Raw genomic sequence first — 25,351 nt, forward strand, 5'->3', positions numbered from 1 at the left:
AGTTTAGGCTGATTTTCTTTTTCGCCAACCAAAGAAGCCAAGTACAGCCAGCCCAACTGCATATAGAGGAAGAGCCGCAGGCAAAGGCACTGCTGTCAAACTATCTGGAGAATAATAAAGAGACATGTGAGACAAGTCCTTCCCTTTCCCTTGTCTATTGACGATCACACCCTCTGTTGTCCAAGTTCCTGATAGATTGGTTATATCAAGCAAATACGCTACAAAAGCGTTGCCTGCTTTCATTGTCAGCATCACACTTGAATACCCGTTGAAGCTATCTACTGACCAAGTTCCGCTGGTCACGTCATTTACAACGTCCTTCAAGATAATTTTGTGGTCACCGTCTGGACCGTCTGACTTATCGGCAAGTGTCCAATCTGTAATACCAAACGGGTCAACGCTCGAAATAAATGCCGTCGTGTCATTTGCACCGTCAAACACTTCGCACGCGGTTGACACTGTTACATCACTGAGCGAACACGTTGGGACAATAGGCATAGGTGCAGCGCTCACCGAAGCAGCAGAAAGAACCACAGCAACGATTACTCCACTCAATGCAGAAATAAATTTTCCAAGCCCAAGCATATAAACGCCTCCGAATTCATCAATCCATGAAAGATATCAGATTTTCTCTAAAAGAAACAATTTTACTGTTTTTGTAGGTAGTTTTAAACTCATAAAACCCCAAATAGATGTAATATAAATTATTATTTCTACTTTATGATGAAATTAACCAATATTGTTAATCTTATTTAGAATCAAAATGTTAAGGCGATATCATAATCAACATCGCCTTAACCTAAGGATTAACGCCCCTTAAACACAGGTGCTTTTTTCTCGACAAAGGCTTTGGCAGCACCTTTGTGATCTTCTGTGTCAAAGCAACTCATCATATGAACCGCTTCCCAATCAAGAACCTGCTCCAGATCATCAAAGAGGGCCTTGTTCAGGTTCTTTTTCATAAAACCAAGTGCAATTGTTGGCATGGAAGCAATCTGTGTCGCCATTTCCTTAACGGCCGCTTCATACTGATCCGCAGGCACAGCCTTGTTCACAATGCCTAGCTCTTCCGCTTCGGTTGCGGTCAGAACCTTACCTGTGAAATACAGCTCGCGTGCCTTCGCTGTTCCGACCAGTTTTGTCAGGAAGTAAGAACCACCAAAGTCCCCTGACAACCCAACCTTTGCAAAGGCTGTTGTCAGTTTTGCTGTATCAACCGCAATGCGCATGTCCGCAGCGAGAGCAATTGAAAGACCCGCACCTGCCGCTGGACCTGGAATAGCCGCAATCACAGGTTTAGGTGACTTGTGGATCAGTTCAGCAACCTGCATTCTAAAGCGCAAGCCATCCACTTTCTGATTAAAATCGTAGCCTGCTGGCCCGTCTCCATCTGCCGCAGCTGCGAAATTCTTTACATCACCGCCCGCACAAAACGCACCGCCTGCACCGGTGATGACAATCACCCGAACATCAGGGTCTGCACCAAGGCGCGGCAATGCTTCCATCAACACAGGGTACATTTCCTGTGTCAGAGCGTTGCGAGCTTCCGGACGGTTAAAGGTGAGTGTTGCAATACCGTTTTCAACGGATTCCAAAAGATCAGTCGTCATGTTTCCCTCTTTTTCTTATTATTTTTTACTGATGTGATTGTATCTAGCTTGCGCGAAATCACCAATTGAAATTTCGCGCAAGGTAACTGATTACTGAGCTGCTTGCCTGTCAGTGTCGCCTCTTCTGAACTTGGCAAAAAGGCTATCCCATTCCGCTTCGGCAGATTGCAGATGACGTTCTTTCACATGCCCATATCCACGGATATGTTCCGGAATTTCGGCAATCTCAATGGCAAGAGTTAGGTTGTCGGCGCTCAAGCCCTCAACCAATTCCTGAACGGTATCTTCGTAGCGCTTGATTAAGGCTTTCTCTTTCAGACGCTCTTCAGTTTTTCCAAATGGATCTAATGCTGTTCCGCGTAAGAAGCGCATTTTTGCCATCAAGCCAAACAGTTTGAACATCCATGGTCCAAATTCCCGTTTCTTTAAATGTCCTGTTTCCGGATCTTTCTTCGCAAGTAACGGCGGGGCCATATGGAATTTGAGCTTGAAGTCCCCTTCGAACTGTTGCTTCAACTTCTCTTCAAAGGCACCACTTGTATAAAGACGTGCAACTTCAAACTCATCTTTATAAGCCATGAGTTTGTAGAAATAGCGTGCTACTGCACTTGTAAGCGGTAAATCAGAACCTCCAAGCGCTGTTTCAGCGGCACGGACCTTATCGACAAGATTGAGGTAGCGTTTTGCATATCGTTTGCTTTGATAGCTGGTCAGCTCATCCTGACGGTTTGCAATCATTTCATCTAATGCCAGCGGTTTTTGAATGATCTCTGCACTTGTTGCGGGTCTGGCAATGGCTTCAACCGCCTCCAGATCACTCGCCGCCTTACGGCCCCACGCAAAACTACGCTTGTTCGCGTCGATCGCGACGCCGTTAAGTTCAATCGCCTGCTCGATGGAGGCTAGTGAAAGAGGGATAGTGCCCTTCTGGAAGGCATACCCAAGCAGGAAGAGGTTTGCTGCGATACTGTCACCCATGATCGCCGTGGCCAGTGTTGTACTATCAATGAAATCAGATTTTTCTCGGCCAATACTTTCGGCGACAAGTTCCGTCAACGTATCGCGGTCCATTGCCAGATCCGGTGCCAGTGTAAAGGCTGCAACCGGCACAACATGGTCATTGATAATGGCGCGTGTGCGGCCAAGGCCGTAGCTCGCCAACGCATCTGCACCCGCTGCCACAACAAGGTCACAGCCAACAACGAGATCTGTCTGACGATTTGGAATACGTGTCCCGGACAAATCACTGGCTTCCTTGGTGATACGCACGTGGCTCATCACCGCGCCATTTTTCTGAGCAAGGCCGGTTTGATCAAGGATCGTTGCACCCTTCCCTTCCAAATGAGCTGCCATTCCAAGTAAGGCACCAACAGTTACAACACCTGTACCACCAATACCGGTGACCAGAATGTTGTAGCTGTCATTAATAGTCGCTGGGGTTGGTTCGGAAAGGCCCGCAGCGGGGTTCTGAATATCAATATCACCAGAGCTGATTTCCGGTTTTTCTGGTTTACGGAGAGCGCCGCCTTCAACGGTTACAAAACTTGGGCAAAAGCCCTTAACGCAGGAGAAGTCTTTGTTGCAGCTTGATTGGTCGATGACGCGTTTACGGCCAAATTCGGTTTCAAGCGGTTTGACGGACACACAGTTGGACGCAACACCACAATCACCGCATCCTTCACATACAAGATCATTGATAAAGGCACGTTTATCCGGGTCCGGGAACGTTCCCCGTTTCCGGCGGCGACGTTTTTCAGCGGCGCAAGTTTGATCATAGATCAGTACTGTCACACCTTCAATTTCGCGCAGTTCGCGTTGAACAGCATCCAGTTCGTCGCGATGACGGATGGTGACCCCCGGTGCCCAATCTGCGCGCGCATCGTACTTTTCAGGCTCATCCGTTACGACGATGATTTTCTTTACGCCTTCAGAATGAACCTGATGGCTGATCTGCCAAGGGGATAATGGCCCATCAAACGGCTGGCCACCGGTCATGGCAACCGCATCATTAAACAGGATTTTGTAGGTAATGTTCACGTCCGCAGCGGCGGCGGCCCTAATGGCCATCAAGCCTGAATGATAATAGGTTCCATCACCCAAATTCTGGAAAATGTGTTTTTCGTTCGTGAACGGTGCCTGACCGATCCAGTTGGATCCTTCAGCGCCCATATGGGTGTAGGTCTGTGTTCGGCGGTTCGGCATATAAACAGCCATGGTATGACAACCAATACCCGCCATGGCCCGGCTACCCTCTGGCACATTGGTAGAGGAGTTATGTGGGCAACCTGAGCAAAACCAAGGGCTGCGAGTTACTGATGCGGGTGGACGGGCATTACCACTATCATTGGCCTCCGCAACTGCGATAGATTCTTTGATACCATTAGGCAGATCGCGAAGTTTAAGGCGCGCGGAAATCGCTTCTGCCACTTGTTTTGGGGTCAATTCACCGCTGGAAGAGAGCAGTTTCCGCCCCTGGTCATCTTTCTTACCAACAATTCGTGGACGATTAGGAAGGTCGTAGAGTATCCGCGCTGCCTGCTCTTCAATCAGGCTACGTTTTTCTTCCACAACCAGGATCTCATCCAGGCCTTCGGCGAATTTTCGTATACCTGTTGGCTCCAGTGGCCAAGTACAGCCAACCTTATATACGGTCAGACCAATTTGTTCGGCATATTCCCTGGAAATCCCCAAATCCGTAAGCGCTTGTTGCACATCCAGCCAGGATTTACCTGTGGTCACGATCCCAAATTTACGGGTTGAACTATCCTGCGTGATTTTATCCAGTTTATTGGCACGAACATAAGCCTCCACCATCGGGAGTTTGTGGCTTAAAATGCGCTCTTCCTGCCCAACAGCCGGATCAGGCCAGCGGAGGTGAACTCCCCCTGCAGGTGCCTCAATATCATCTGGTATTTTAATTTGAACACGGTCTGGTCCCACATGAACTGTTGCAGAACTTTCAACAGTGTCTGTCAGACACTTCATTGCCACCCAACAACCGCTATAGCGGCTCATAGCAATAGCGTGAAGACCGTAATCCAGATACTCCTGCACTGTAGCCGGATTAAATACGGGGATCATAGCCGCCGCCATCGCCTGCTCACTTTGATGGGCAACAGTAGATGATTTTGCCGTATGGTCATCTCCCATCAGAACAAGGACACCCCCATGTTCAGACGTGCCGGCCATATTGGCGTGCTTAAACACGTCACCAGAACGGTCCACACCCGGGCCCTTGCCATACCAAATGCCAAAGACACCATCATAATCAGATTGACCTGAAAGATGCAGCTGCTGTGTTCCCCAGATGCTGGTTGCAGCCAGATCCTCGTTCACACCCGGTTGGAAATGAATATCGTTATTCTTCAGAAACGGCTTTGCTTTCCAGAGGCTTTGGTCATAAAGCCCAAGCGGAGAGCCACGATATCCGGAAATGAAAGCACCCGTCTTCAATCCGGCCGCAGCGTCTCTTTGGCGTTGCATAATCGGCAGGCGAACCAACGCTTGCGTTCCCGTGATGAAGACTTGACCTTCCTCTAGGTCATATTTGTCATCCAACGTGACTTGCTTATTTTCCATCTCTAGCTCACCCGTTACTGATTATTGATTTATTACAAACAATAAGGGCGATGACAGCCCTTTGACAAGCCCGTCATCGCCCCACACAAGTCTAATGATAATGGTTAGACCTCGAGCCACTCCTTGCGGATCTGCTCGTTGGCCTTAAGTTCATCAGGCGTTCCCTCATACACCATGTGACCATGCCCCATTACATAGAGCCTGTGAGAAATCTTAAGCGCAATAGCAAGTTTCTGCTCAACGAGCAAAATTGAAACACCGCGCTTGGCAATTTCGGACAAAAGATCGCCAACCTGTTCAACAATTTTCGGAGCAAGCCCCTCGGTTGGTTCATCAATCATAATCAAATCCGGATCCCCCATAAGTGTCCGGCACATGGTCAACATTTGCTGCTCACCACCGGACAGAACACCCGCATTTACATCGGCACGACGCCCCAGATTTGGAAACATTTCAAACATGTCTTCCATTTTCCAGCGGCCCTGCTTTTTCATATCCTTGATGCCCAACAGAAGATTCTGACGGACCGTCAAGGTTGGAAACACATCCCTGTTTTCAGGAACATATCCCAAACCGCTATTGGCAATCTCATGCTCTTTAAGGCCAGCAATCTGCCGCCCTTTATACATGACGGAACCTTGTGGCTCCACTTCGCCCATAATGGCTTTGATAGTTGTAGATCGGCCCACGCCGTTCCTGCCCAGCAAGGAGACAATTTCGCCTTCATTTACTTTGAAGGTCACGCCTTGCAGGATATGACTTTTACCGTAGTAGGCATGCAAATCATTTACTTCAAGCATCTTCTGCCTCCGCCCCTAGATACGCTTCCTGCACCGCTTTGTTATTGCGGATATTCTCTGGTGTATCTGTGGCAATAATTTCACCGTAAACCAGTACGGAAATTCGATCCGCTAGATCAAAAACCACGCCCATGTCATGTTCCACCATTACAAGGGTTTTGCCTTCGGTAATGTTACGGATCAATTCAATGGCTTGATCCGTTTCAGAATGACTCATACCTGCGGTTGGCTCATCCAGCATAATCACATCAGCACCACCAGCCGAGGCGATCCCGATTTCCAAAGCCCGCTGTTCTGCATATGTCAAAACACCGGCAGGCACATGCTGACGACCAGTCAGACCAATTTCGGCGAGCACTTCCTGTGCGCGCTGATTGAGATCATCCTGTTTATCTACGATATGCCAGAAAGAATACTTGAACCCTTTTGACCACATTAGACCGCAACGAACATTTTCAAAAACGCTCATCATCGGGAAGATATTGGTCACCTGGAAACTACGGGACAGGCCTTTGCGGTAGATCTCGTAAGGAGGAAGGTTGCTAATCTCTTCTCCGTTAAGGCCAACAGATCCACTAGACAGGTTGTACCGGCCACTGATCAAGTGGAACAGGGTGGATTTACCGGCACCATTTGGGCCAATAATCGCATGGCGTTCCCCTTTTTCAATCTCCAGATTCACACCACGGATAATTTCAGTTGGTCCGAAACTTTTCCTGACATCCTGAAGGGAAATAGCGCTACTCATTATACTGACCCTCCTTCAGAATTCGACGGTGCATGGGCTTCCTCCCACGCTTCTTTTAATTGTGGTGCTTGAGATTTGGCGAAGTAGCCACCCACAAGAATCAAGGCACCAACAACAATCCATGGAATGAAAGTGTGCGTATCGAACTCAATGCCGATCAGGCTCATCATTGTCTGGTCAGCAGGTGCCGCCCGAAGATGGTGGACCATTTCCAAAGCTGACATCAAGCCGCCAACCAGCATAATGGTTGGAATACCCATGCGGATATATGGCACAACCAAACTGCTCATGCGCTTCATCCGGATAATCGGTAAGTGCATAGCCAGAATACCCGTCAACCCTTGCGGCGCATACATCACCGTTAAGACGAACAGGATGCCCACGTAAAGTTGCCAAATTTCTGTGTAGTTACTGAGAAGTGTCTGCAACAAGGTAAAGACAACAGCACCGATGATTGGCCCGATAAAGAAACCGACACCACCGATATATGCCATCAACAGGACAACACCGGATGTCAACGCATTGAGGTTTTCTTCTGTTACAATTTCAAAATTAATTGCGAACAGGCCACCTGCAATACCCGCAAAGAAACCGGAGGCGCAGAATGAGATGAAGCGAACTTTCCTCATGCTGTAACCGACAAATTCAGCGCGTTCTTCATTGTCCCTCACCGCATTTGCCATTCGGCCCATTGGCGTACGGGAGAACAGGTACATCAGCGCAATAGTAATAAACGCCCAAGCTGCGATCAGATAGTAAACCTCGATATCTTGTGCGAAATCAAAACCAAGAATATTTGGTCCCATTGTCCGGTCACCACTTACCCCTTCTTCACCACCAAAAAAGGCAACGAAGATCAGAGAAGAGGCTGCAATCAACTCACCAATACCCAGTGAAATCATCGCGAACACTGTCCCTGCACGGCGAGTAGAAAAACTACCCACAATAATTGCGAAGATCAGTCCGATAATACCGCCAAAAATGGGGACCAGGAACATCGGCAAGACGAACACTTCGTATTCGATATAGTTCATGAAGTGAACGGACATAAAACCGCCGAGGCCAAAATACACGGCATGACCAAAGGAGAGCATTCCCCCCTGCCCCAGCAACATATTATAGCTGAGCGCAAAGATGATGAAGATGCCCATCAGGTTCATTGTATAGACGGAAATTCCGCTACTGAAGATGAACGGCAGAACAATAAAAAGGACTGCCAGGAAAATCCACGCCCCAAACCTTTTAACAAAGGACGGGCTGGATGCGCTTGATTGTGTAGTAGACATTTCACTCATGATTCACGCTTCCCGAACAGACCCGTTGGACGGAAAATAAGGATCAGGACCAGCAACAGATATGGCAGGATCGGAGCGATTTGCGGCAAGGACAACGTCCATAGGTCGCGAAGAGCGCTTTCTGCATCTGTTGTGATGTTAAAGACCATCAGAAGATCGTTGACGGAATAATCCAGCGCGATCGCAAAGGTTTGCAACAGACCAATGATCAAAGAGGCGACAAACGCGCCCACCAGCGACCCGAGGCCACCAACAACAACAATCACAAATACAATGGACCCCAGGACAACCGCCATTCCCGGAAAAGTACCGAGTGCCGGACCTGCGATCACACCAGCCAGCCCCGCCAATGCAGAACCAACACCAAATACACCCATGAAAACAAGTGGCACATTGTGGCCAAGCATCGCCGTCATATTTGGATGAGTAATCGCCGCCTGAATTATCAGACCCACACGTGATTTCGTCAGGATCAGCAACAGAACAATGAAAATTGAAATCGAAACGACCAGCATAAAGGCCTTATAGGCCGGGAAATCCTGCCCAAAGAAATTAAACAGAGCAAATTGTAGGATTTCTGGTTCGTGATAAGCTTTCGTATCTTTACCCCAGATGAACTGAACGACCTCTTCGATGAGGAAGGCAAGGCCGAAGGTAAAGATCAACTCGGCAACATGTCCCCAGCGGTGAACATGACGAAGGCCATATCGTTCAACAAACGCACCGAACAAGCCAACAAGGATCGGAGCAATTATCAAACCCGGCCAGAAACCGATATAAGAGCTAATGGTATAGGCGAAATATGCACCCAGCATGTAGAAGCTGGCATGTGCAAAGTTCAAAACGCCCATCATGGAGAAGATAAGTGTCAGACCACTTGCCAGCATAAACAGCAAAAGGCCTGTCACCACTCCGTTGAGAAGGGAGAAAAATAGCAATTCAAACATTGGTTGAATCTCTTACGCACAGGATTTTAAAGAACGCAGATCTATTGCCTGCTTTGAAAAAAATGGACTGTCCGCAAAGCGGACAGTCCTTGAGACTGTAATAGAGATTATTTAGGGCGTCTCATCTTACATGTTGTTGGCAGTGCTGTGTCAGCAGCGGCAACAGACATCTCAGTTTTCAGGCCAAAGCCAGAGTTATCTGAGTCAAATGTAATACCCTCGTCTGTGTGAACAGAAATGTGGATCGGCTGGATCAACTGGTGGTCGTCTGGACGCATGACCAGTTTTTCACCATGCAGAGAAGTGAATTCCATGCCTTCAAGTTTTGCCGCAACATCAATCGGTTTCGCGCTCTTTGCTGCTTCCATCGCTGTTGCCAGCATCTGGATTGTGTTCGCAATACGGAACTGAGAGATGTCTTTTTCAGGGAACTTCGCTTTAAATGCTTTGTGGTAAGAAGTGTAAGCATCTGTGCTTGGTGGGTTCAAAGGACCCTCGTGAACCAGACGAATCTTATCTTTACCTGACGCACCAATGGTCTTGGTAATACCATCGTTCGCTGCGTAGTAAGTGTAGATCGGAACATCAAGACCGGTTTCACCGATGGCCTTACCAAGACCAACCATGTCTGCACCCCAGTTACCTGTGATCACAGCATCGGCACCAGAGGCACGAATTTTCGTTGCGTATGGTGTGAAGTCTTTCACTTTTCCGATTGGGTGCAGTTCATTACCCACGATCATGATGTCTGGGCGCTTCTGCTTAAGGAATTTAACCGCAGCAGACGCCACAGCCTTACCGAAGGAATAGTCCTGACCGATCAGATAAACTTTTTTGATATTGTCACGAACTTTAATAACCTCTGTCAACGCATTCATTTTGATGTCGGCATTGGCATCGAAACGGAAGTGCCAGTAGTTACATTTCTCATTAGTCAGTGCAGGGTCAACCGCAGAATAGTTCAGGAACAGAACACGGTTATCTGGGTTACGTTTGTTGTGTTTATTAATCGCGTCTGTCAGCGCGTTCGCAACGCCAGAGCTGTTACCTTGAACAATGTACTGCACCCCTTCACCGATAGCGCGTTTCAACTGAACAAGGCTTTCCTTGGGGCTGATTTTGTTATCGTAAGGTACAATTTCGAAATTCTTTCCGCCAAGAACGCCGCCTTTCTGGTTGACCAGTTGATCAACAGCGAACTGGAACTGAGCAAGACCATTTGTACCTGTTGAGGCAAATGGGCCTGAGAGGGGATCAATAAAGCCGATTTTAATAGTATCAGCGGCCTGCACAGAGAAGGCAGACATGGTGGCAAAAACTGCACCTGCGACAAATGTGGATTTAACTTTCAATTTTTCCTCCCATTGGGATTGTTTTCCAACACACTAGGCCTGGTTCTTTTTATTATTTTTCCGGAAATTCCAACCCGACCCAGAAATGATTGCCGTCACCTCTGAGTATGATTTTTATTTAGATTATACTTGTCTCCCCGGCTTTAGCTCCAAGCTATTATTAGTATAATTTTCAATCCAAAATAAATTCAAGCCCAAAATATAGAAAATTAATTCCGGCAAAAGCTCACCAAACGATCGTTTTGTCAATATAACTCAATTAGTTACTTACTAAATAGGCCTATTTGACAGTTGGTAATTTTTGTTGGGTGCCAAATTATTAGGCATTTCCTATCCCACTAATTCATTACATCGAATAGATTGCTCTTCGCTTGGAAGCTGACCAGAGATTTGCGAATGCGCGCTAAGATGATATTTCCATTGAACCGAGAGTGCCAAGACCATAGATTGATGGGGAAACAATAACCTCTGGGCCTACAAAGGCCGAATTTGCTGGAATCTTATGCGAAAACACACGAAGAAGATTGCGCTGTTGGCAACCGGCTGGTTTTTTGTTTTGCTGGGCGCTGTAGGCGTTGTTTTACCTGTTCTCCCCACAACTCCTTTCCTGCTTATTGCGCTTTGGGCCTTTTCCCAGTCATCTGAGAGATTCCATAGCTGGCTTTATCATCATAGGTATTTCGGCCCGCCCTTACAGGAATGGGAAAAATATGGAATTATCCCAAAACGGGCCAAAATAATTGCACTGACAACAATGGCAATCAGCGCAACATTGGTCATCCTTCTGACTGACACCCCTTGGTATGGGCTGGCAGGAATGCTGTCGCTCATGATGATTGGGGCGGTTTTTATCTTAACCCGCCCCAGCAAACGGCCAAAATTACAACCTGAAGCCGAGATCTAATAACTTCCCAGGCGCTCAAAAAGTAATTCAAAGAACCTGTCGTGGTCCAGGTCATCAAAAATGAGGGCATTTGGCTCTTTTTCCATGATATCCCACCAATCGGCGACTGTTTGTCCCATAGTCAGTTCGGAATGTGTTTCGATTTCCAAATGCACATGACGCCCTGAGAAAATCTCTGGCTCAATCAAATATGCAATGACACATGGGTCGTGCAAAGGTCCACCTTCAAAGCCGTAGCGGCTCATATCAAAGCGATTGAAGTAATCGAGCATTCCTCCGCAAATATCCCCGACCTTGGAATCGAAATCCTTAAATCGTTGCAAACGTTCTGGGGTTACAAGCGCTTTATGGGTCACATCAAGCGGCATCATGACAAAAGGTCGACCTGTATCCAGCACCACTTTTGCGGCTTGCGGATCCACATAGATGTTAAATTCCGCCGCAGGTGTTGTATTACCCATCTCCCGAACAGCACCGCCCATACAGACAATTTCTTTGATCTTGGGGATAATATCCGGCTCTTTCATGATGGCAAGCGCCACGTTAGTCATCGGACCAATTGGGCAAATGGTAATGCTGTCGTCTTCCGCCGCAAGACATGTCTCAACGATAAAATCGACAGCATGTAAAGCCTGTAATGGCATTTCTGGGTTGGGCAGGTCAGCACCGTCAATACCTGATTTGCCATGGATCCATTCCGCGGTAACCAGCTTTCTGAAAAGGGGGCCTTTTGCACCGGCAAAAACCTTAACATCGGACCGTCCTGCTGCCTCACAGATCTTCCGTGCATTCAACTCCGTCAAGCTGAGCGGGACATTCCCGGCAACGGTTGTGATACCGAGAAGGTCAATTTCTTTCTCTGACGCCAATGCGAGCAGAATGGCAACAGCATCATCCTGACCCGGATCGCAATCCAGAATAACTTTTCTTTGTTCCATGGAGGTAATCTCGAGCCAAGTCTGCTTTGTGTCAAGCCGCGTTCAACACTAGCTAATCAATTCACCTTCTGTCGCTTCTTCTAGAATTTCTTTGACAACATTTAGCGCCTGATAGAGCCGTTCCTCATCAGGTACTCCCATCAAACAAATCCGTACGAAATGATCATCTTGTTGACGATTAACCGCAAAACGGTCCCCACCAATAAGGATCACATCCCGCTCCCGCGCTCTTTCAACCATTTCTGTCAAAGCTAATTCCTGCGGTACAGGCACCCACAAGTGTGACAGGAAAGGTTTATTGTCGAGTTGGATATCCGGCAGCCAGGGTTTCAATATCTCACACGCCTTGGCATATCTGCGCTTTCCAGATTTGATGAGGTCTGCCTGATGTCTGGCAATGGTCCCATCACGCACCAACATATTCGCAAGGTCCAGCAATATTGGAGACGTCATCCAGCTCATTGCTGTCATTTGATCAGCAAGTCTTCGCATATATTTGGAAGACGCCGCAATATACCCAACACGAAGACTGGGATTAAAAACCTTTGAAAAACTGGTCAGATAGATCGCTTGTTCTGGATCCAACTCTCTATAGGTAGGTTCCTTCCCCTCATGGAACGGAGAATAAACGCCATCTTCTATCACTGGCAGATCATGACGTTTTGCCAGATCCAGAATGAGATGGCGGCGCAAAGCCGGGACTGTCACTCCAGTTGGGTTCTGGTTCGTTGGCACTGTGACAATTGCTGTGATATGTGACCGGGAAATGGCCTGATCCAGCGCCGTCGGGCACATGCCATCTTTATCCATCGCAATCGGAATGACTTTCAGCTTTAAAGCATGTGCCGCAGCTTTGATTCCCGGATAACCCAGACACTCAGTGGCAATAGCATCCCCCGGTTTAGTGAGCGCCCCCAAGGTAACAAAGAGTGCCGACTGAGCTCCCTGGGTCACCATGACCTCTTCCATCGAAACGGGTCCCGTCAGCTTAGTTAGCCATTCTGCACCGACAATTCGATCCTCGTCTCTGCCTTTACTGTCGATATAGGATTGATACCCAAATTGCGGCACTTTCAAAGAAAGGGAAGACAGCGCTTTTTGAATAATCCGCTGGGCTCCTGAGTGATAAAACCGGTTTACGGCCAAATCAATTTCAGGACTTTCCGCCTCCAACTGCAAAGTTGGAAGGATAAGATGCGCTGCCTCACTATTAGATTGTGGATCAAAAGGCGCTACATATGTACCCCTTCCCACCTGCCCAACAGTAATCCCGCGCCTTTCAAGTTCTGCATACCCACGACTGACCGTACCAATGCTGCATTTCAGATCCCAAGCAAGATCACGATGAGTTGGTAAGCGATCACCAGCTTTCAACGCCCCTTCACTGATTTGTTTCCGAATATGCTCAACAACATCTTCTGCCTTCATTTGATTATATTGTACTAGATACAATACTCCCTTTGACCGATACAATTTAGATACATATATCATTGTTCACACATTGTATCAAAGAAAGATATTCCCCCATGGAAACCATCCTCCTGCTCTTTTTATTTGCTGTCTCTATGGTTGGGTCACCCGGTCCGGCTAATATGCTGCTTATGGCCGCGGGAGCGCGTTTTGGTTACCGCAGAAGTTTTCCGTTACTGATAGGAACAATGACTGGCTTTTTCTTTGTCGGCATTGCCGTAGCAAGTGGCCTTGGCGCGTTGTTTAGCCTTTTCCCAGTATTGCGCTATACCTTCCTGGCGTTGTCAGCGGTTTACTTGCTCTATCTCGCTTATCGGATTGCTTTTGCGGCCCCAAACCTGCATCGCGCGGATGTCAAAACCGGTTTTCTGGCAGGTGTTCCCGTTCATCCCCTTAACCCAAAAGCCTGGGCGATGCTCATCGCAGCCTATTCCCAGTTCAAAAATCCGGGCTGGTCACCACTTGAGCAGTTTATCACCCTCCAAAGCGTATTCTTTGCCGTAGGAATTGTCACCAACTCAATGTGGTGCTGGGGTGGGGATCTTTTGACCAGACTTGTCCAAAATCCGAGAACGTTGGTGCTGATCAACCGAACACTTGCTGCAACGATGCTGGTAATTGTTGGAATTTCTGTATGGCAATCAGGGTTGCTATCCCTGACTTAGCTTGCTTTACGATTGTTGGCCCCAATGCGGTTGGCGGGGAAAGTCACAATACAGGTTGTCCCAACATCCACAACGCTTTGCAAATCAAACGTACCCTGGTGCATGGATACGATTAATTGCACCAAGGTAAGACCTATTCCAGTTCCTTCGTTGGACCGGGCATATGTGGACTGGACCTGACCGAAACGGGACAAGACCGTTGGAATATCTTTCTCTGCAATCCCGACCCCTGTATCGACAATTTTGATCTGCAAATCACCAACTGGGGTAATATTATATTTCACGGTCACTTTACCGCCGGGTCGTGTAAATTTAACGGCGTTAGAGATCAGATTGACAAATATCTGCTTCAATCTTGTCTCATCGCCATAAAGGCAAGGCATATCTTCCGGCAATTCGGAAAGCAGTTTAATTTCACCTTCATCCGCCCGAACGGACAGCATTCTGAAACAGCTATGCACGATATCATAAAGGCTGACTTCACGCTCATATAGCTGCAACTGACCGGCTTCAATCTTGGCCACATCCAGAATGTCATTAATCACCTTCAGAAGATGCTCACCAGCTGAGTGAATATCGTTGGCATAATCCTGATAATTATCATGCCCCAGAGGCCCGAACGCCTCAGTTTTCAGAATTTCTGAAAAGCCGATAACAGCGTTCAGCGGCGTTCGCAATTCATGGCTCATATTCGCCAAAAATTCGGATTTGGCACGATTTGCAAACTCAGCCTCTTCCTTGGCACGCCGCAGATTAATTTCCGCTTTCACGCGTTCATCTTCATTCGTAAAAGATCCCTCATAGAAAAGGATGTTTTTCTTATGATCATACACAGGATGGGCATTAATCTCCCCCCATATCAACTCACCATTCTTGCGCCGCCACCGATGAATTTCGCCAAGTAGCACCTGACCTTTTTCCAGAAGCGATAGATGCGTCTCCGCAACCCGCGAGTCTTCGTAAAGCTCTGCACTGAAAGTCTGACAATTGGTGATCATTTCCTCAGGGGTGTCATATCTCAACAATTGCGCCAAGGCAGGATTACAATTCATGAAGCACCCATCCTTGTCCAACTGGAAAATACCTTCCGTTGCATTTTCAAACAGGCGGCGGTAATTCAACTCACTTTTTTTGAGAGCCTTCAAATCCTGTTGCCGACGAAAAGCCACATACAAAAAGGCGAGGGAAGAAACCAGCGCAAAAACAAGCACAATCATCATGTGATTGTAAAAGCGGTCCAACCGGGTGATCTGGACTTTCACATCTGCGATGGAGACGTGATGATTATGTTCTCTCTCCAGACGGATTTTCTGTGCGATAAAGGTCATTTTGCGGGTAAGGCGCTCAACTAAAGCCTCTCGCTGTTGATGATATGCCTGCGCTTCAATATTTCGGATGAACTGAAGATCTTCTTCAATAAATTCCTTAATGGAAGCAAAGTCTTCCAGATGCACAATCGCATCGCCATCTTTTATTTCTGCAGCCTGAATTTCCTCAATTTCCATCCAGATATGAAGATAATCGTTTGCAATCTCTTGCACCAGATCACTCAGCTGCGCATCCGTCATTGGATGACTGCCTTCAAGCAGCAAAACATTTTCATTCAATTTATGGGTAGATTGTTCGAGAAATGCAGTGACACGCACTTCGGGCTCAGGGAGCGCCTTTTGGATTTCATCGGATGTTGTCTGCGCATAATAGTAGAGCCCCGCTACACAGAGCACCATAAAGACACCCAAACCCCAGAAAATTGCCAAACTGTGATCAATTTCTCTGTGTCGAATGGTGGTCGTTTCTCCATTTCTTGGCGCCATACACGCTACTCATCAATAAAATTGCCTACATAGACAATTTAACATCACCCCCACACATACTTAACCATGAGCAACATTTACTAATATTTTGTAAAAGATAGTATTTAAAGGCCAACCTTCTATAATATCTGAACAAGGTCCAATTGCTTCACACATACTAAACGGATGGTCTAGAAGTTGAAGTTACTCTTACTTCCCGGTTTAGATGGAACTGGCCATCTGTTCTCCGCCTTATTAGGTAATCTCTCAGTTTTCCAAAGAGAAACGATCGCTTTGCCCGCATCAGGGCCTCAAGACTATCCTCATCAACTTCAATATTTGGAAGAACAGTTGCCCGAAGAAGATTTCGTCTTACTGGCTGAATCTTTCTCAGGACCAACAGCGGCACTTCTCGCAGCAAAGCATCCAGCAAACTTGAAAGGGATTATCTTTGTCGCCACTTTCCTTCGTGCGCCTAACCCCATCATGGCGAAATTGGCCAGCTTAATCCCCGTTCCCAAACTGTTAAACGTGCCGGGTGCAAGAACACTTTTAAAGCACCAGTTTTTAAACTCACCCGAAGCGGGGATATCTGACACTCTTCTGCACGATACACTGCGTGGGCTGGATCATAAGATCATCGAGGCACGCTTGAAGGCGCTTGAGAATATCCCAGAATTTGAGTTTAAAAGCGAAATTCCGGCCATTTATCTACAAGCAGAAAAAGACACGATTGTCCCCGCGTCCTGTGCAGAAGATTTCAAAGCTGTTTTCTCAAACTTCGAGATTAAGCGTTTTCCCGCTTCGCACCTATTGTTGCAGTCCTATCCGGAAAGCACAGCGAAGATCATGGCAGACTTCCTATCTTCGCTGCAATAAAGCTAGTCCCTACTCAATGTCATTTCGAATGCTGGTATCCCATGGATAAAGCCTTGGAATAATGATGTTCAGAACCGTTGCAAATCCCACCGCCAGAACTGTGGCAACGGTGAAATAAACCCAGTCATCAGGCCTCAGTACCGCCAAAGACACAATCACAAACAAAATCGGCAAATCAAGAAAATGGGTAAACGACGCCAGTTGCTCTCCCCTCGCCTTCACAAGATCATCCGTCCACTTTCCCTCTACCATAGCTTCACTACTAAGGCGCCTGAGGCGGACAAAGAAAATGCGTGTAATTGTATTCCCTTCGATAAATTCAAACAGGAAAAGCCCAACCATACCAACAAGCCAAGGTTCTTCCAGAAAGGCCCAACCATCGTAATATTCCACGATCAACCACGTCCCACTTCCAAGTAACAGGAGCGCACCCGGAACCACAATCCCGTCATAGAACATGGAGATCATCAACACGAGTTGATTGAACAGTTTCAAGTCAGTGGTTTTGCGGGATCGCATATCACAAGCGAAGACGCCAATCAGTCCGCTTCCCATCAATGTTAGTCCAATGAAGTGGACAAATCTTAGAATTGAAAACTCATCCATGTTGTGCCCTCCTCACTTTCTTCCAAAGGGAGGGTTTGGCCACTGACAGGATAATGACACATATAATCAGTGCCAGATTAATGGGTCCGAAAATTGCCTCTTGTGCTTTTAAGCCCAAGAATTCCGGTGGCAAACTGCCTGCCTCTGCCGCCTGAGCGGCCAGAACACTCATGTCCTTGGCAATCGGAATAAGGTTCTTCACTGCATTGATCACAATCCCGGCAACCAATACCAGTTTTAAACGTAACCAAGGCGTTTTAAGCATGGCTCGATGTCGCAAGACAATCAGCCCACCAGAGATCACGGACATGGCAAGTCCTGCCGCTGTCAGGCCATATGTCAAAACGGCTTTCGTCTTATAAATAGCGACAAAACTCTCGCCTAGCGGCATCACTTGCGCGATCTCCCCCAGAATAATGTGGGAAGGAATGCTTCCGACAAAAACGCAGATTGCGACGATATGAAAGACTTTGAGAATTTTGAAAATCATAATTACTTCCTTTCAAGACTTTCTCGCAGATTGCGTATGGTTTGAAGGGTTGCTTCCAGTGATGGGAGTTCCTGGCCACCTGCAATATCGTTAGCCCAGACAGCCTGAATTTTATGAATTTCGGAGAAGCGTTTGCGCCCTTCTTCGGTAAGGGAGGCAAGTTTCGAAGATTTATGACGGGGATTGTCGATAAGATCGACCAACCCTTCTTTTACAAGGATATTGATCGTTTTCTGAACCCCCTGACGGGTTAATCCCATTTCTTTCGCGATATGAGGGACCGCGAGGGGTTCATCCGCAATCGCCCCCATCACCTGCCAACGAGAGCTGCTCAACCCAAGGTCCTCAGAAAGACGATCACCTTCGGCAAGTAAAATGCCATTAATTCGGAATATTTCCAGTACCAGTTCCGTAAAGGCGGCACCTTTAAGTGTATGCATCCTCAATCTCCAATTTGACAACTTGTTACCTTTTTGGAAACTAGTTGTCAAATGGGAAACTCTGGAGGAAATTCAAGAGCTTTATAAAATCAGGCTAGATATTCTCAAAATCCCCATGACGCCCTGCCCCATCGGCAAAGCGAGCAGCGCCATGCACACCTTCATTAACAATGGCAGTGACACCATTTGCCCATTCATGACGCAAGGCATCGCGAACCGACATTCCCCGTGTTTCAATGATGGAGGCGCGATCCGCGCGCACGGCTTCCTGTGGAAAACGCGCAATTTCATGGGCCATGGCTTCGGCCGCAGCGCGCGTCTCCCCTTCACCCACAACTTTCTCGCAAAGGCCAATCTGATAGCATTCTTCGGCCGGCACCTTGCGGCCTGTCATGGCAATTTCAAGTGCCTTCCCTTGCCCCACAAGGCGCGGCAAACGAACGGTTCCACCGTCCATCAACGTGATGCCCCAGCGGCGACAATACACACCTAAATAGGCTGTCTCCGCCATGACGCGAACGTCACACCACATGGCAAGCTCCATCCCGCCCGCGACCGCAGGCCCTTCAATGGCACCGATTACAGGCTTGGTCAGCTCCAACCGGGATGGGCCTAAAGGGCCGCGCGGAGCCGGGTTTGCCCCCATTGGGAAGGCCAGATCCTGCACGATTTCCTTTTGCATTTTTTCAGGATCACGCAACGTGGCCGCATATTTCAGATCCCATCCCGCGCAGAAGGCACCGCCTTCTCCCCAGAAAACAGCCACATAGGCATTCGGATCATTTTCAAATTCCATAAAGGCATCCACCAGATCCTGGGCGGATTGCGGGTCCATTCCGTTTCGCGCTTCGGGACGGGAATGGATGATTGTCCAGACATGGCCGTCTTTTTCTATTCTCACTGACATGGCTATAACTCCCTGTTGGTATCGTTGTTACTATAAATAACATTGTTATTTTAAGAGTCAAAAATTTTTTAGGAGAGGCGCCTAATCAATCCATTCAGATGCGTTTGCATAATCTTTTCCGGGGTGGTGCCAATAGACTCTGCCCGCCCCGTATGGGCCAATGATAACGCCCCCATCAGGCAGGAGAAAATCGCGTCCCTCTCCGCCAGCACCTCATCAGCGCTTAAAGTTTTCGCAAACTCACTTATGGTACGGGCAAAGATATCCAGTGTTTCAATAAGCGCCGCATTTAATCGCTCATCCCGATCCCGACCAAGGCTTCCGTGATTAAAACCAGAAAAAGAATGCATCCCAAGCTGCACTTCGAAAAGCCGGTCGATATAGTAATCAAAAAACGCCATGATAGAGGCACGGACCGCTTCTTCCGGGCTCTCTGCGGCCTCAGTTTTCTCTGCCACATATCTGTTCAGGCGCGATAAGGACTCATGCAGCAAGGCCGCATAGATATCCTCTTTCCCGTCGAACATAGTGTAGATGGCACCTGTGGTCATGCCCGCCGCCGCCGCGATTGCCCGCATGGACGCCTTGTCTGCACCTTTTTCCGCAAACTCCGCCGCCGCCGCATCCAAAATGGCCCGCCGCTTGAAATTGGCAAATTTCTCGTTCTTAAACCGCCCCACAGGAACTCCGAGTAAATAACACTGTTATGAGAGGTTTAGCATGTATGGAAAATGAATTCGACGGAATTAAATATGTGAAAAGGAACACATACATAGATTTAGACGGCGATTCTCACTGTCCACTCATGAAATAAACAAGTAGCAAACAAATTTTTGATGGATTAGCATACCCACACCATATAATTGCATCCCAACTCTACTGAGTATTGGCACAAATAATTTAGGATTTACTAAAGCGAATGAATTCCAAAAAACGTGAGTTTAGTGACTGTCTCAACATAGCTAGGTCGTTAATCAAATCTATGGACAAAAGTGTTGAAGAAAGCTCAACATCAGATATCTGGAGATACGCCGGATATAGAACGTATGCAAAAGAATATAATAAAATTGCCCACCACGTTAGTGCAATTTCAACTGACGCAGATATCGATTTATTTAACTTAGATAAACTCCCAGATTTTGGTGACACAATCCCAATCCAGCAGAAAGCGTATTATGATTCCGTTCACCTAAAAACCTCCGTTCTGATAGCATACCTAGAAAACAACATCGGCTACGCACAGGACCAAATTCTACAGCTTAGAGACTTCATCCAAGCAAATCTAAGACGTGCAACTCTAGAAACTCCAAAAATTGAAAAAGAAGTTCAAGACAATATCGAGAGAATTCTAATTGGTAGAGGATTACATAAAGGAAGTGACTATGATCGAGAGGTAGGTAGAGTGAAGATTGCTCATAAAGAGACCATACCAGACTTCATCTTCCCCCCTCTTAACTTAGCCATGGAAGTAAAACTTTCAAAAAACGAGACAAAAAGTAAAGTCATTGTTGATGAGATTAACGCTGATATTCAGGCCTATTCAAAGGGCTACGATTTCATATTATTTGTTATATATGACTTAGGAAGTATCAGGGACGTAGATGAGTTTTCGAGTGACATCCAACAAAACAAGGGTATCTTCGTCGAAATCATAAAGCACTAGAATAAATGGTGGGCCCGGCAGGACTCGAACCTGCGACCAGACCGTTATGAGCGGTCGGCTCTAACCAACTGAGCTACAGGCCCACTGAGACGAAAAGCGTGTCCAATAAGACGCCTTCGCGATGTGTATGTGACTTATTACCCTGTCCCGATCAAAGAAGCAATTCCCTTAAAAGCGGAAATTTATTTTTTGTCTTTTCTGTCCCCGTTCTGCTTATAGTAGAGGAAAATAAACAAGAAAAGGGGAAGCCATATGTCCGATGTCGACTTCAAACGTAAAACCGATGGTCATCCATATGCTGAAATAATCGAGAAATATTATGAGGCCTGTAATACCGGGAATGCAGACCTGTTTCTGGAAACCCTGCACCCCGACATGGTTCATTATTATGTGGATGCCAAGCCCACCGTGGGGCGCGACACTTTGATGTCACGCTGGCAGAAAAGTCATGATCTTCTAAAGGCCCACTGGACCATGGATCATATTCTCGTTCAGGGGAATGAAGCCGTGATCGAATGGAGCATGGTCTGGACGCCGCCAGATACCAAGAAAGAAGAAATTTTGCGGGGAACCGAGTGGTATATCTTCGAAGGAAATTTGATCCGGGAAATCCGGTCTTTCCACAACAACCACCGCCGCGCGAACCCTGCAAACCGGGAGTTGCAAGGCTATGATTACGAGGGGCGCGGCTATAAAATGTAGTTAAGCCCGTGGCCAGACGGAGGGGAATAAGGGATCTGAAAAACGATCCCCTTCCTTCATGTCAAATCCAGGCAGGATTTTCATAACCTTGGTATTTTCAATGAAAGTTCCGGGGCGGCTATCGAAAAGAGCATCATCACCTAAATACCGAAGGGCAAGCCCTCTCCGCCGTCCGGTTTTAGAAGCATTACCAGATGCATAATGCAAAGTGAGCGGATGATGTATCAGCACATCACCGGGGTCCAGCTCCCATGTCAGGATTTCATAGTCATCCCGATTGCCTTCAATATCGGGGAGAGGTTTTAGCCCCGCCTTCGCATAGATATCTCCAAAACCTGAGTCTTTCGCAAAAGTGGCCGGGGCATACATATCCCCCCATTTGTGGGAGCCTTTGACATAAACCACCACTCCGCTTTCTTCCGTCGCTTTGTCAAATGGGACCCAGATAGACAAAATATCCTGCCCCTTCACGGGCCAGTAGGATAAATCCTGATGCCAGGGTGTTGGCTCTGCCGTGTTAGGCTCTTTCACCAAAAGCTGGTCATAAAAGAAATTAAGGGCCTTACTTCCCATTACCTCCGCCGCCAGCTGTGGCATCGGACTGTCTTTCATAAAGCGTTCAAAATCATCACTTTGCCGCCAAAGGAAGAAATCCCCATAATAGCGGCCCGTTTTCCCCTCTGGAGTGTATTCCACTGACGCATCCCCGGGGGATTGGAGGATGGCTTCAATGGCGTCCCGCATAAAGTCGACCCACCCCATAGGCAGCACATCGCGGATAACAGCGGCGCCGTCTTCTTCGTACCGCTTAATTTCTTCCGTTGTGATATGGCGTTTCAATGTGCTGGGCAGGGTCATATCAAGATCCTTTCGCGTTGTCATGTCAACACGATGCAGATAATGAGTTGTCATGTCAACTCATTTCTTTTGCGCAGCCCTCCCCTATCGGCTATAACTTTTGTATGGATAAACGTTATTTTCTCGCCCCACCCACAGAGGGTGCTGATGGGCATTCCACATTGGACTTTGATAAAAGTCCAACGGTGCAGCTTGTTTTCGCCGCCAATAGATTCACCCGAAACTCTGCCCGCCTCTATCAGGAAAGCTTCGGTATTGGTGCCATGGATTGGCGCATGCTGGTCATGCTCACCAAAGAGCCGGAAAGCTCCGTCGCGAGATGCAGTGTGGTTATCGGGATTGATAAAGCGGCGGTTAGCCGCTCCCTCACCCGTCTTGAAAAAGAAGGGTTGGTGACCTCAACTGCCCCGCATTCTGATCCCCGCCGGAAAGTCTGGCGTCTCACACAAAGGGGACAAGATTTACACGGAGAAATTCTGGAAACATCCTTGAATGAACAGATGAAACTTCTGAAGGGTTTTTCCATGGAGGAAGTTAAGATGCTGACCACCCTCCTTGCCCGCCTGCAGGAAAATATGGAAAGCAGCGCAAAAAAATAAGGCGGCCCGAAGACCGCCTTACGTATCAAAACAAATTCAGTTTTATGTATCCAGGAAGCTACGCAGTTTCCGAGAGCGGCTTGGATGCTTCAATTTACGAAGCGCTTTCGCCTCAATCTGACGGATACGTTCACGTGTCACGGAGAATTGCTGACCAACCTCTTCCAGAGTGTGATCCGTATTCATGCCGATACCAAAGCGCATCCGCAGAACACGTTCCTCACGTGGTGTCAGAGACGCCAGAACGCGGGTTGTTGTTTCACGCAAGTTGGACTGGATCGCCGCATCAAGTGGCTGAACCGCATTTTCATCCTGAATGAAGTCGCCCAAGTGGCTGTCTTCCTCGTCACCGATCGGTGTTTCAAGACTGATCGGCTCTTTTGCGATCTTCATAACTTTACGCACTTTTTCAAGTGGCATACCCAGCTTGACCGCCAGTTCTTCCGGTGTTGGCTCACGGCCAATTTCGTGAAGCATCTGACGGGATGTCCGGACCAGTTTGTTGATCGTCTCAATCATATGCACTGGAATACGGATAGTACGGGCCTGATCCGCGATGGAGCGGGTAATGGCCTGACGGATCCACCATGTGGCGTAAGTTGAGAATTTATAACCGCGGCGATATTCGAATTTGTCCACTGCCTTCATCAGGCCGATGTTACCTTCCTGAATAAGATCCAGGAACTGAAGACCACGGTTTGTATATTTCTTCGCGATGGAAATCACGAGACGCAAGTTGGCCTCTACCATTTCCTTTTTCGCGCGGCTTGCTTCACGCTCGCCGGTTTGAACAGTGCTGACGATCCGGCGGAATTCAGTCATTGGCATCCCGAATTCGGAGGAGATCTTGATGATCTCTGTGCGCGTTTCGTCAATGTTTTCAATTTCTAGTTTGGTAAAGTCGGCCCAGCCTTTTGCTTTCAGCTTGGACACTTTTTCAACCCAGCCCGGGTCCAGCTCGGAACCGAAATAGTTCTCAAGGAAGCTGGCACGGGAGACTTTATGACGCTCCGCAAGGCGAAGAAGTTTACCTTCAAGACTCATCAAGCGACGATTAATACCGTAAAGCTGGTCGACCAAAGCCTCAATGCGGTTGTTGGTCAGGTGGACATCATCCATCAATTTAACCAATTCGCCTTTCAGCTTTTCGTATTTCTTTTCCTGCGCCTTAGGAATGACTTCATTTTCAAGGGCAGCCGTCAGACGGGCTTCCTGAAGTTTATGAAGTTTCTTGTATGTTTTTGCAATTTCATCGAAACGCTCAAACACTTGTGGCTTCAGTGTTTCTTCCAGCGCAGCGAGAGACATGGTGTTTTCTTCAATATCATCACCATCGTCATCATCGTCACGATTTACAGGATTGCCTTCTTCGTCATATTCCTGTTCTTCTTCGCTATCGTCATCACCGTCATCATCATCATCAAGCCCGGCAGCTGGTAGATCATCATCGCTTTCTTCATCGAAGCCTTCTTCCAGTGCTTTCTCGGCAGCCGCACCGGCACCATAAGTAGCATCCAGATCAATCACATCACGCAACAAGAGTTGTTCTTGCAGCATCAATTCACGCCAGTTCAGGATTGCACGGATGGTCAACGGGCTTTCGCAAATTGCGCCGATCATCTTGCCACGACCAGCCTCGATGCGTTTCGCGATCGCAATCTCGCCCTCACGGGAAAGAAGCTCCACAGTACCCATTTCACGAAGATACATGCGAACAGGATCGTCTGTACGATCGCCGGTTGTCGTTGCTTTTTCCGGCGTTTTCTCTGGCGCGCTTTCGTCTTCGTCGTCAGCATCATCTTCAGAACTGCTGGCGTCTTCGCCTGCTTCATCGTTCTCCACAACATTAATGCCCATTTCAGACAGCAAAGACATCGTGTCTTCAATCTGTTCTGATGACATCTGGTCTTGAGGCAGAACATCGTTCAGTTCATCAAATGTGACGAAACCTTTTTCCTTCGCCTTGGCCAGCATTTTCTTAACTGCTGCCTGTGAGGCATCAATCAGTGGGCTATCTGGAGCATCCTCTCCTTGATCGGGTGCTTCTGCAGCCTCTGCGCCTTTCATTGCCATATGGATATAATACTCCTAGGTTTTTTTCGCCTT

Annotated in this window: 24 protein-coding genes and 1 tRNA gene; 6 read left to right on the plus strand and 19 right to left on the minus strand. The window is 47.7% G+C overall.

All coding sequences use genetic code 11. The features are described from left to right. Positions 1-3: 3 nt before the first annotated feature. The 8 genes from GUA87_RS14200 to GUA87_RS14235 form a co-directional block, all read right to left on the minus strand. The gene (locus GUA87_RS14200) at positions 4-555 is read right to left on the minus strand and encodes a VPLPA-CTERM sorting domain-containing protein (RefSeq protein ID WP_193717262.1); all 552 of its coding nucleotides are present in this window, start codon (positions 553-555) and stop codon (positions 4-6) included. A gap of 251 nt (positions 556-806) precedes the next feature. After that, complete coding sequence (locus tag GUA87_RS14205; RefSeq protein ID WP_193717263.1) at positions 807-1,610, minus strand: enoyl-CoA hydratase-related protein; 804 nt, start codon at positions 1,608-1,610, stop codon at positions 807-809. Between the two features lie 90 nt (positions 1,611-1,700). Further along, complete coding sequence (locus GUA87_RS14210) at positions 1,701-5,189, minus strand: indolepyruvate ferredoxin oxidoreductase family protein (protein ID WP_193717264.1); 3,489 nt, start codon at positions 5,187-5,189, stop codon at positions 1,701-1,703. 104 nt (positions 5,190-5,293) lie between these two features. Then, positions 5,294-5,989, minus strand: coding sequence for an ABC transporter ATP-binding protein (locus GUA87_RS14215; RefSeq protein WP_193717265.1), 696 nt, complete (start codon positions 5,987-5,989; stop codon positions 5,294-5,296). Beyond that, positions 5,982-6,737, minus strand: a complete 756-nt coding sequence (locus GUA87_RS14220; RefSeq protein WP_193717266.1) for an ABC transporter ATP-binding protein — start codon at positions 6,735-6,737, stop codon at positions 5,982-5,984. Before GUA87_RS14220 ends, GUA87_RS14215 begins: the two co-directional genes overlap by 8 nt. Continuing rightward, the gene (locus tag GUA87_RS14225; protein ID WP_227712015.1) at positions 6,737-8,032 is read right to left on the minus strand and encodes a branched-chain amino acid ABC transporter permease; all 1,296 of its coding nucleotides are present in this window, start codon (positions 8,030-8,032) and stop codon (positions 6,737-6,739) included. The genes GUA87_RS14220 and GUA87_RS14225 overlap by 1 nt, the downstream gene beginning before the upstream one ends. After that, positions 8,029-8,979 carry a branched-chain amino acid ABC transporter permease gene (locus GUA87_RS14230; protein ID WP_193717267.1) on the minus strand — a complete coding sequence of 317 codons (951 nt, stop codon included), beginning with the start codon at positions 8,977-8,979 and terminating at the stop codon, positions 8,029-8,031. The genes GUA87_RS14225 and GUA87_RS14230 overlap by 4 nt, the downstream gene beginning before the upstream one ends. A 107-nt stretch (positions 8,980-9,086) precedes the next feature. Next, entirely contained in the window at positions 9,087-10,286 is a 1,200-nt protein-coding gene (locus GUA87_RS14235; protein WP_193717505.1) for a branched-chain amino acid ABC transporter substrate-binding protein, read from the minus strand. Positions 10,287-10,833: 547 nt separating this feature from the next. On the opposite strand from GUA87_RS14235, the gene GUA87_RS14240 reads away from it, so the two are divergent. Further along, positions 10,834-11,235, plus strand: a complete 402-nt coding sequence (locus GUA87_RS14240; RefSeq protein WP_193717268.1) for a YbaN family protein — start codon at positions 10,834-10,836, stop codon at positions 11,233-11,235. Here the strand turns inward: GUA87_RS14240 and GUA87_RS14245 are convergent. Both GUA87_RS14245 and GUA87_RS14250 read right to left on the minus strand, forming a co-directional pair. Continuing rightward, positions 11,232-12,173 (minus strand): nucleoside hydrolase, encoded by a 942-nt coding sequence (locus GUA87_RS14245; RefSeq protein WP_193717269.1) that lies wholly within the window; start codon positions 12,171-12,173, stop codon positions 11,232-11,234. The two genes, GUA87_RS14240 and GUA87_RS14245, sit on opposite strands and share 4 nt — an antisense overlap. Positions 12,174-12,221: 48 nt before the next feature. Beyond that, positions 12,222-13,601 carry a PLP-dependent aminotransferase family protein gene (locus GUA87_RS14250; RefSeq protein WP_193717270.1) on the minus strand — a complete coding sequence of 460 codons (1,380 nt, stop codon included), beginning with the start codon at positions 13,599-13,601 and terminating at the stop codon, positions 12,222-12,224. 98 nt (positions 13,602-13,699) lie between these two features. Between GUA87_RS14250 and GUA87_RS14255 the strand changes: the two genes are divergently transcribed. Then, positions 13,700-14,308, plus strand: coding sequence for a LysE family translocator (locus tag GUA87_RS14255; RefSeq protein ID WP_193717271.1), 609 nt, complete (start codon positions 13,700-13,702; stop codon positions 14,306-14,308). On the opposite strand, the gene GUA87_RS14260 is transcribed toward GUA87_RS14255, so the two are convergent. Further along, positions 14,305-16,122 carry a PAS domain-containing hybrid sensor histidine kinase/response regulator gene (locus GUA87_RS14260; RefSeq protein WP_193717272.1) on the minus strand — a complete coding sequence of 606 codons (1,818 nt, stop codon included), beginning with the start codon at positions 16,120-16,122 and terminating at the stop codon, positions 14,305-14,307. The genes GUA87_RS14255 and GUA87_RS14260 overlap by 4 nt on opposite strands. A gap of 273 nt (positions 16,123-16,395) precedes the next feature. Here GUA87_RS14260 and GUA87_RS14265 point away from each other — a divergent pair, with 273 nt between their 5' ends. Beyond that, complete coding sequence (locus tag GUA87_RS14265; RefSeq protein ID WP_193717273.1) at positions 16,396-16,980, plus strand: alpha/beta fold hydrolase; 585 nt, start codon at positions 16,396-16,398, stop codon at positions 16,978-16,980. A gap of 9 nt (positions 16,981-16,989) precedes the next feature. Here GUA87_RS14265 and GUA87_RS14270 read toward each other — a convergent pair whose 3' ends face one another. The 5 genes from GUA87_RS14270 to GUA87_RS14290 all read right to left on the minus strand — a co-directional run bounded on the left by GUA87_RS14270 (position 16,990) and on the right by GUA87_RS14290 (position 20,103). After that, complete coding sequence (locus GUA87_RS14270; protein WP_193717274.1) at positions 16,990-17,586, minus strand: DUF2269 family protein; 597 nt, start codon at positions 17,584-17,586, stop codon at positions 16,990-16,992. Then, complete coding sequence (locus GUA87_RS14275; RefSeq protein ID WP_193717275.1) at positions 17,579-18,076, minus strand: DUF2269 family protein; 498 nt, start codon at positions 18,074-18,076, stop codon at positions 17,579-17,581. Before GUA87_RS14275 ends, GUA87_RS14270 begins: the two co-directional genes overlap by 8 nt. A gap of 2 nt (positions 18,077-18,078) precedes the next feature. After that, positions 18,079-18,516, minus strand: coding sequence for a MarR family winged helix-turn-helix transcriptional regulator (locus tag GUA87_RS14280; protein WP_193717276.1), 438 nt, complete (start codon positions 18,514-18,516; stop codon positions 18,079-18,081). Between the two features lie 94 nt (positions 18,517-18,610). Continuing rightward, positions 18,611-19,423 (minus strand): crotonase/enoyl-CoA hydratase family protein, encoded by an 813-nt coding sequence (locus GUA87_RS14285; protein ID WP_193717277.1) that lies wholly within the window; start codon positions 19,421-19,423, stop codon positions 18,611-18,613. A 68-nt stretch (positions 19,424-19,491) separates the two neighbouring features. Further along, entirely contained in the window at positions 19,492-20,103 is a 612-nt protein-coding gene (locus tag GUA87_RS14290) for a TetR/AcrR family transcriptional regulator (protein ID WP_193717278.1), read from the minus strand. Positions 20,104-20,342: 239 nt separating this feature from the next. Here GUA87_RS14290 and GUA87_RS14295 point away from each other — a divergent pair, with 239 nt between their 5' ends. After that, entirely contained in the window at positions 20,343-21,086 is a 744-nt protein-coding gene (locus GUA87_RS14295) for a hypothetical protein (RefSeq protein ID WP_193717279.1), read from the plus strand. Positions 21,087-21,092: 6 nt separating this feature from the next. On the opposite strand, the gene GUA87_RS14300 is transcribed toward GUA87_RS14295, so the two are convergent. Next, a tRNA-Ile gene (locus GUA87_RS14300) sits at positions 21,093-21,169 on the minus strand. 169 nt (positions 21,170-21,338) lie between these two features. Between GUA87_RS14300 and GUA87_RS14305 the strand changes: the two genes are divergently transcribed. Continuing rightward, complete coding sequence (locus GUA87_RS14305; RefSeq protein WP_193717280.1) at positions 21,339-21,788, plus strand: nuclear transport factor 2 family protein; 450 nt, start codon at positions 21,339-21,341, stop codon at positions 21,786-21,788. Here GUA87_RS14305 and GUA87_RS14310 read toward each other — a convergent pair whose 3' ends face one another. Further along, positions 21,789-22,700 (minus strand): phytanoyl-CoA dioxygenase family protein, encoded by a 912-nt coding sequence (locus tag GUA87_RS14310; protein WP_193717281.1) that lies wholly within the window; start codon positions 22,698-22,700, stop codon positions 21,789-21,791. A gap of 50 nt (positions 22,701-22,750) precedes the next feature. Here GUA87_RS14310 and GUA87_RS14315 point away from each other — a divergent pair, with 50 nt between their 5' ends. Further along, a complete protein-coding gene (locus tag GUA87_RS14315; protein WP_193717282.1) occupies positions 22,751-23,245 on the plus strand; it encodes a MarR family winged helix-turn-helix transcriptional regulator in 495 nt (164 codons plus the stop codon). A gap of 42 nt (positions 23,246-23,287) precedes the next feature. On the opposite strand, the gene rpoD is transcribed toward GUA87_RS14315, so the two are convergent. Further along, the gene (gene rpoD, locus GUA87_RS14320) at positions 23,288-25,318 is read right to left on the minus strand and encodes an RNA polymerase sigma factor RpoD (RefSeq protein ID WP_193717283.1); all 2,031 of its coding nucleotides are present in this window, start codon (positions 25,316-25,318) and stop codon (positions 23,288-23,290) included. Between the last annotated feature and the right edge of the window lie 33 nt (positions 25,319-25,351).

It is taken from the genome of Sneathiella sp. P13V-1, from assembly GCF_015143595.1.
Lineage (GTDB): Bacteria > Pseudomonadota > Alphaproteobacteria > Sneathiellales > Sneathiellaceae > Sneathiella.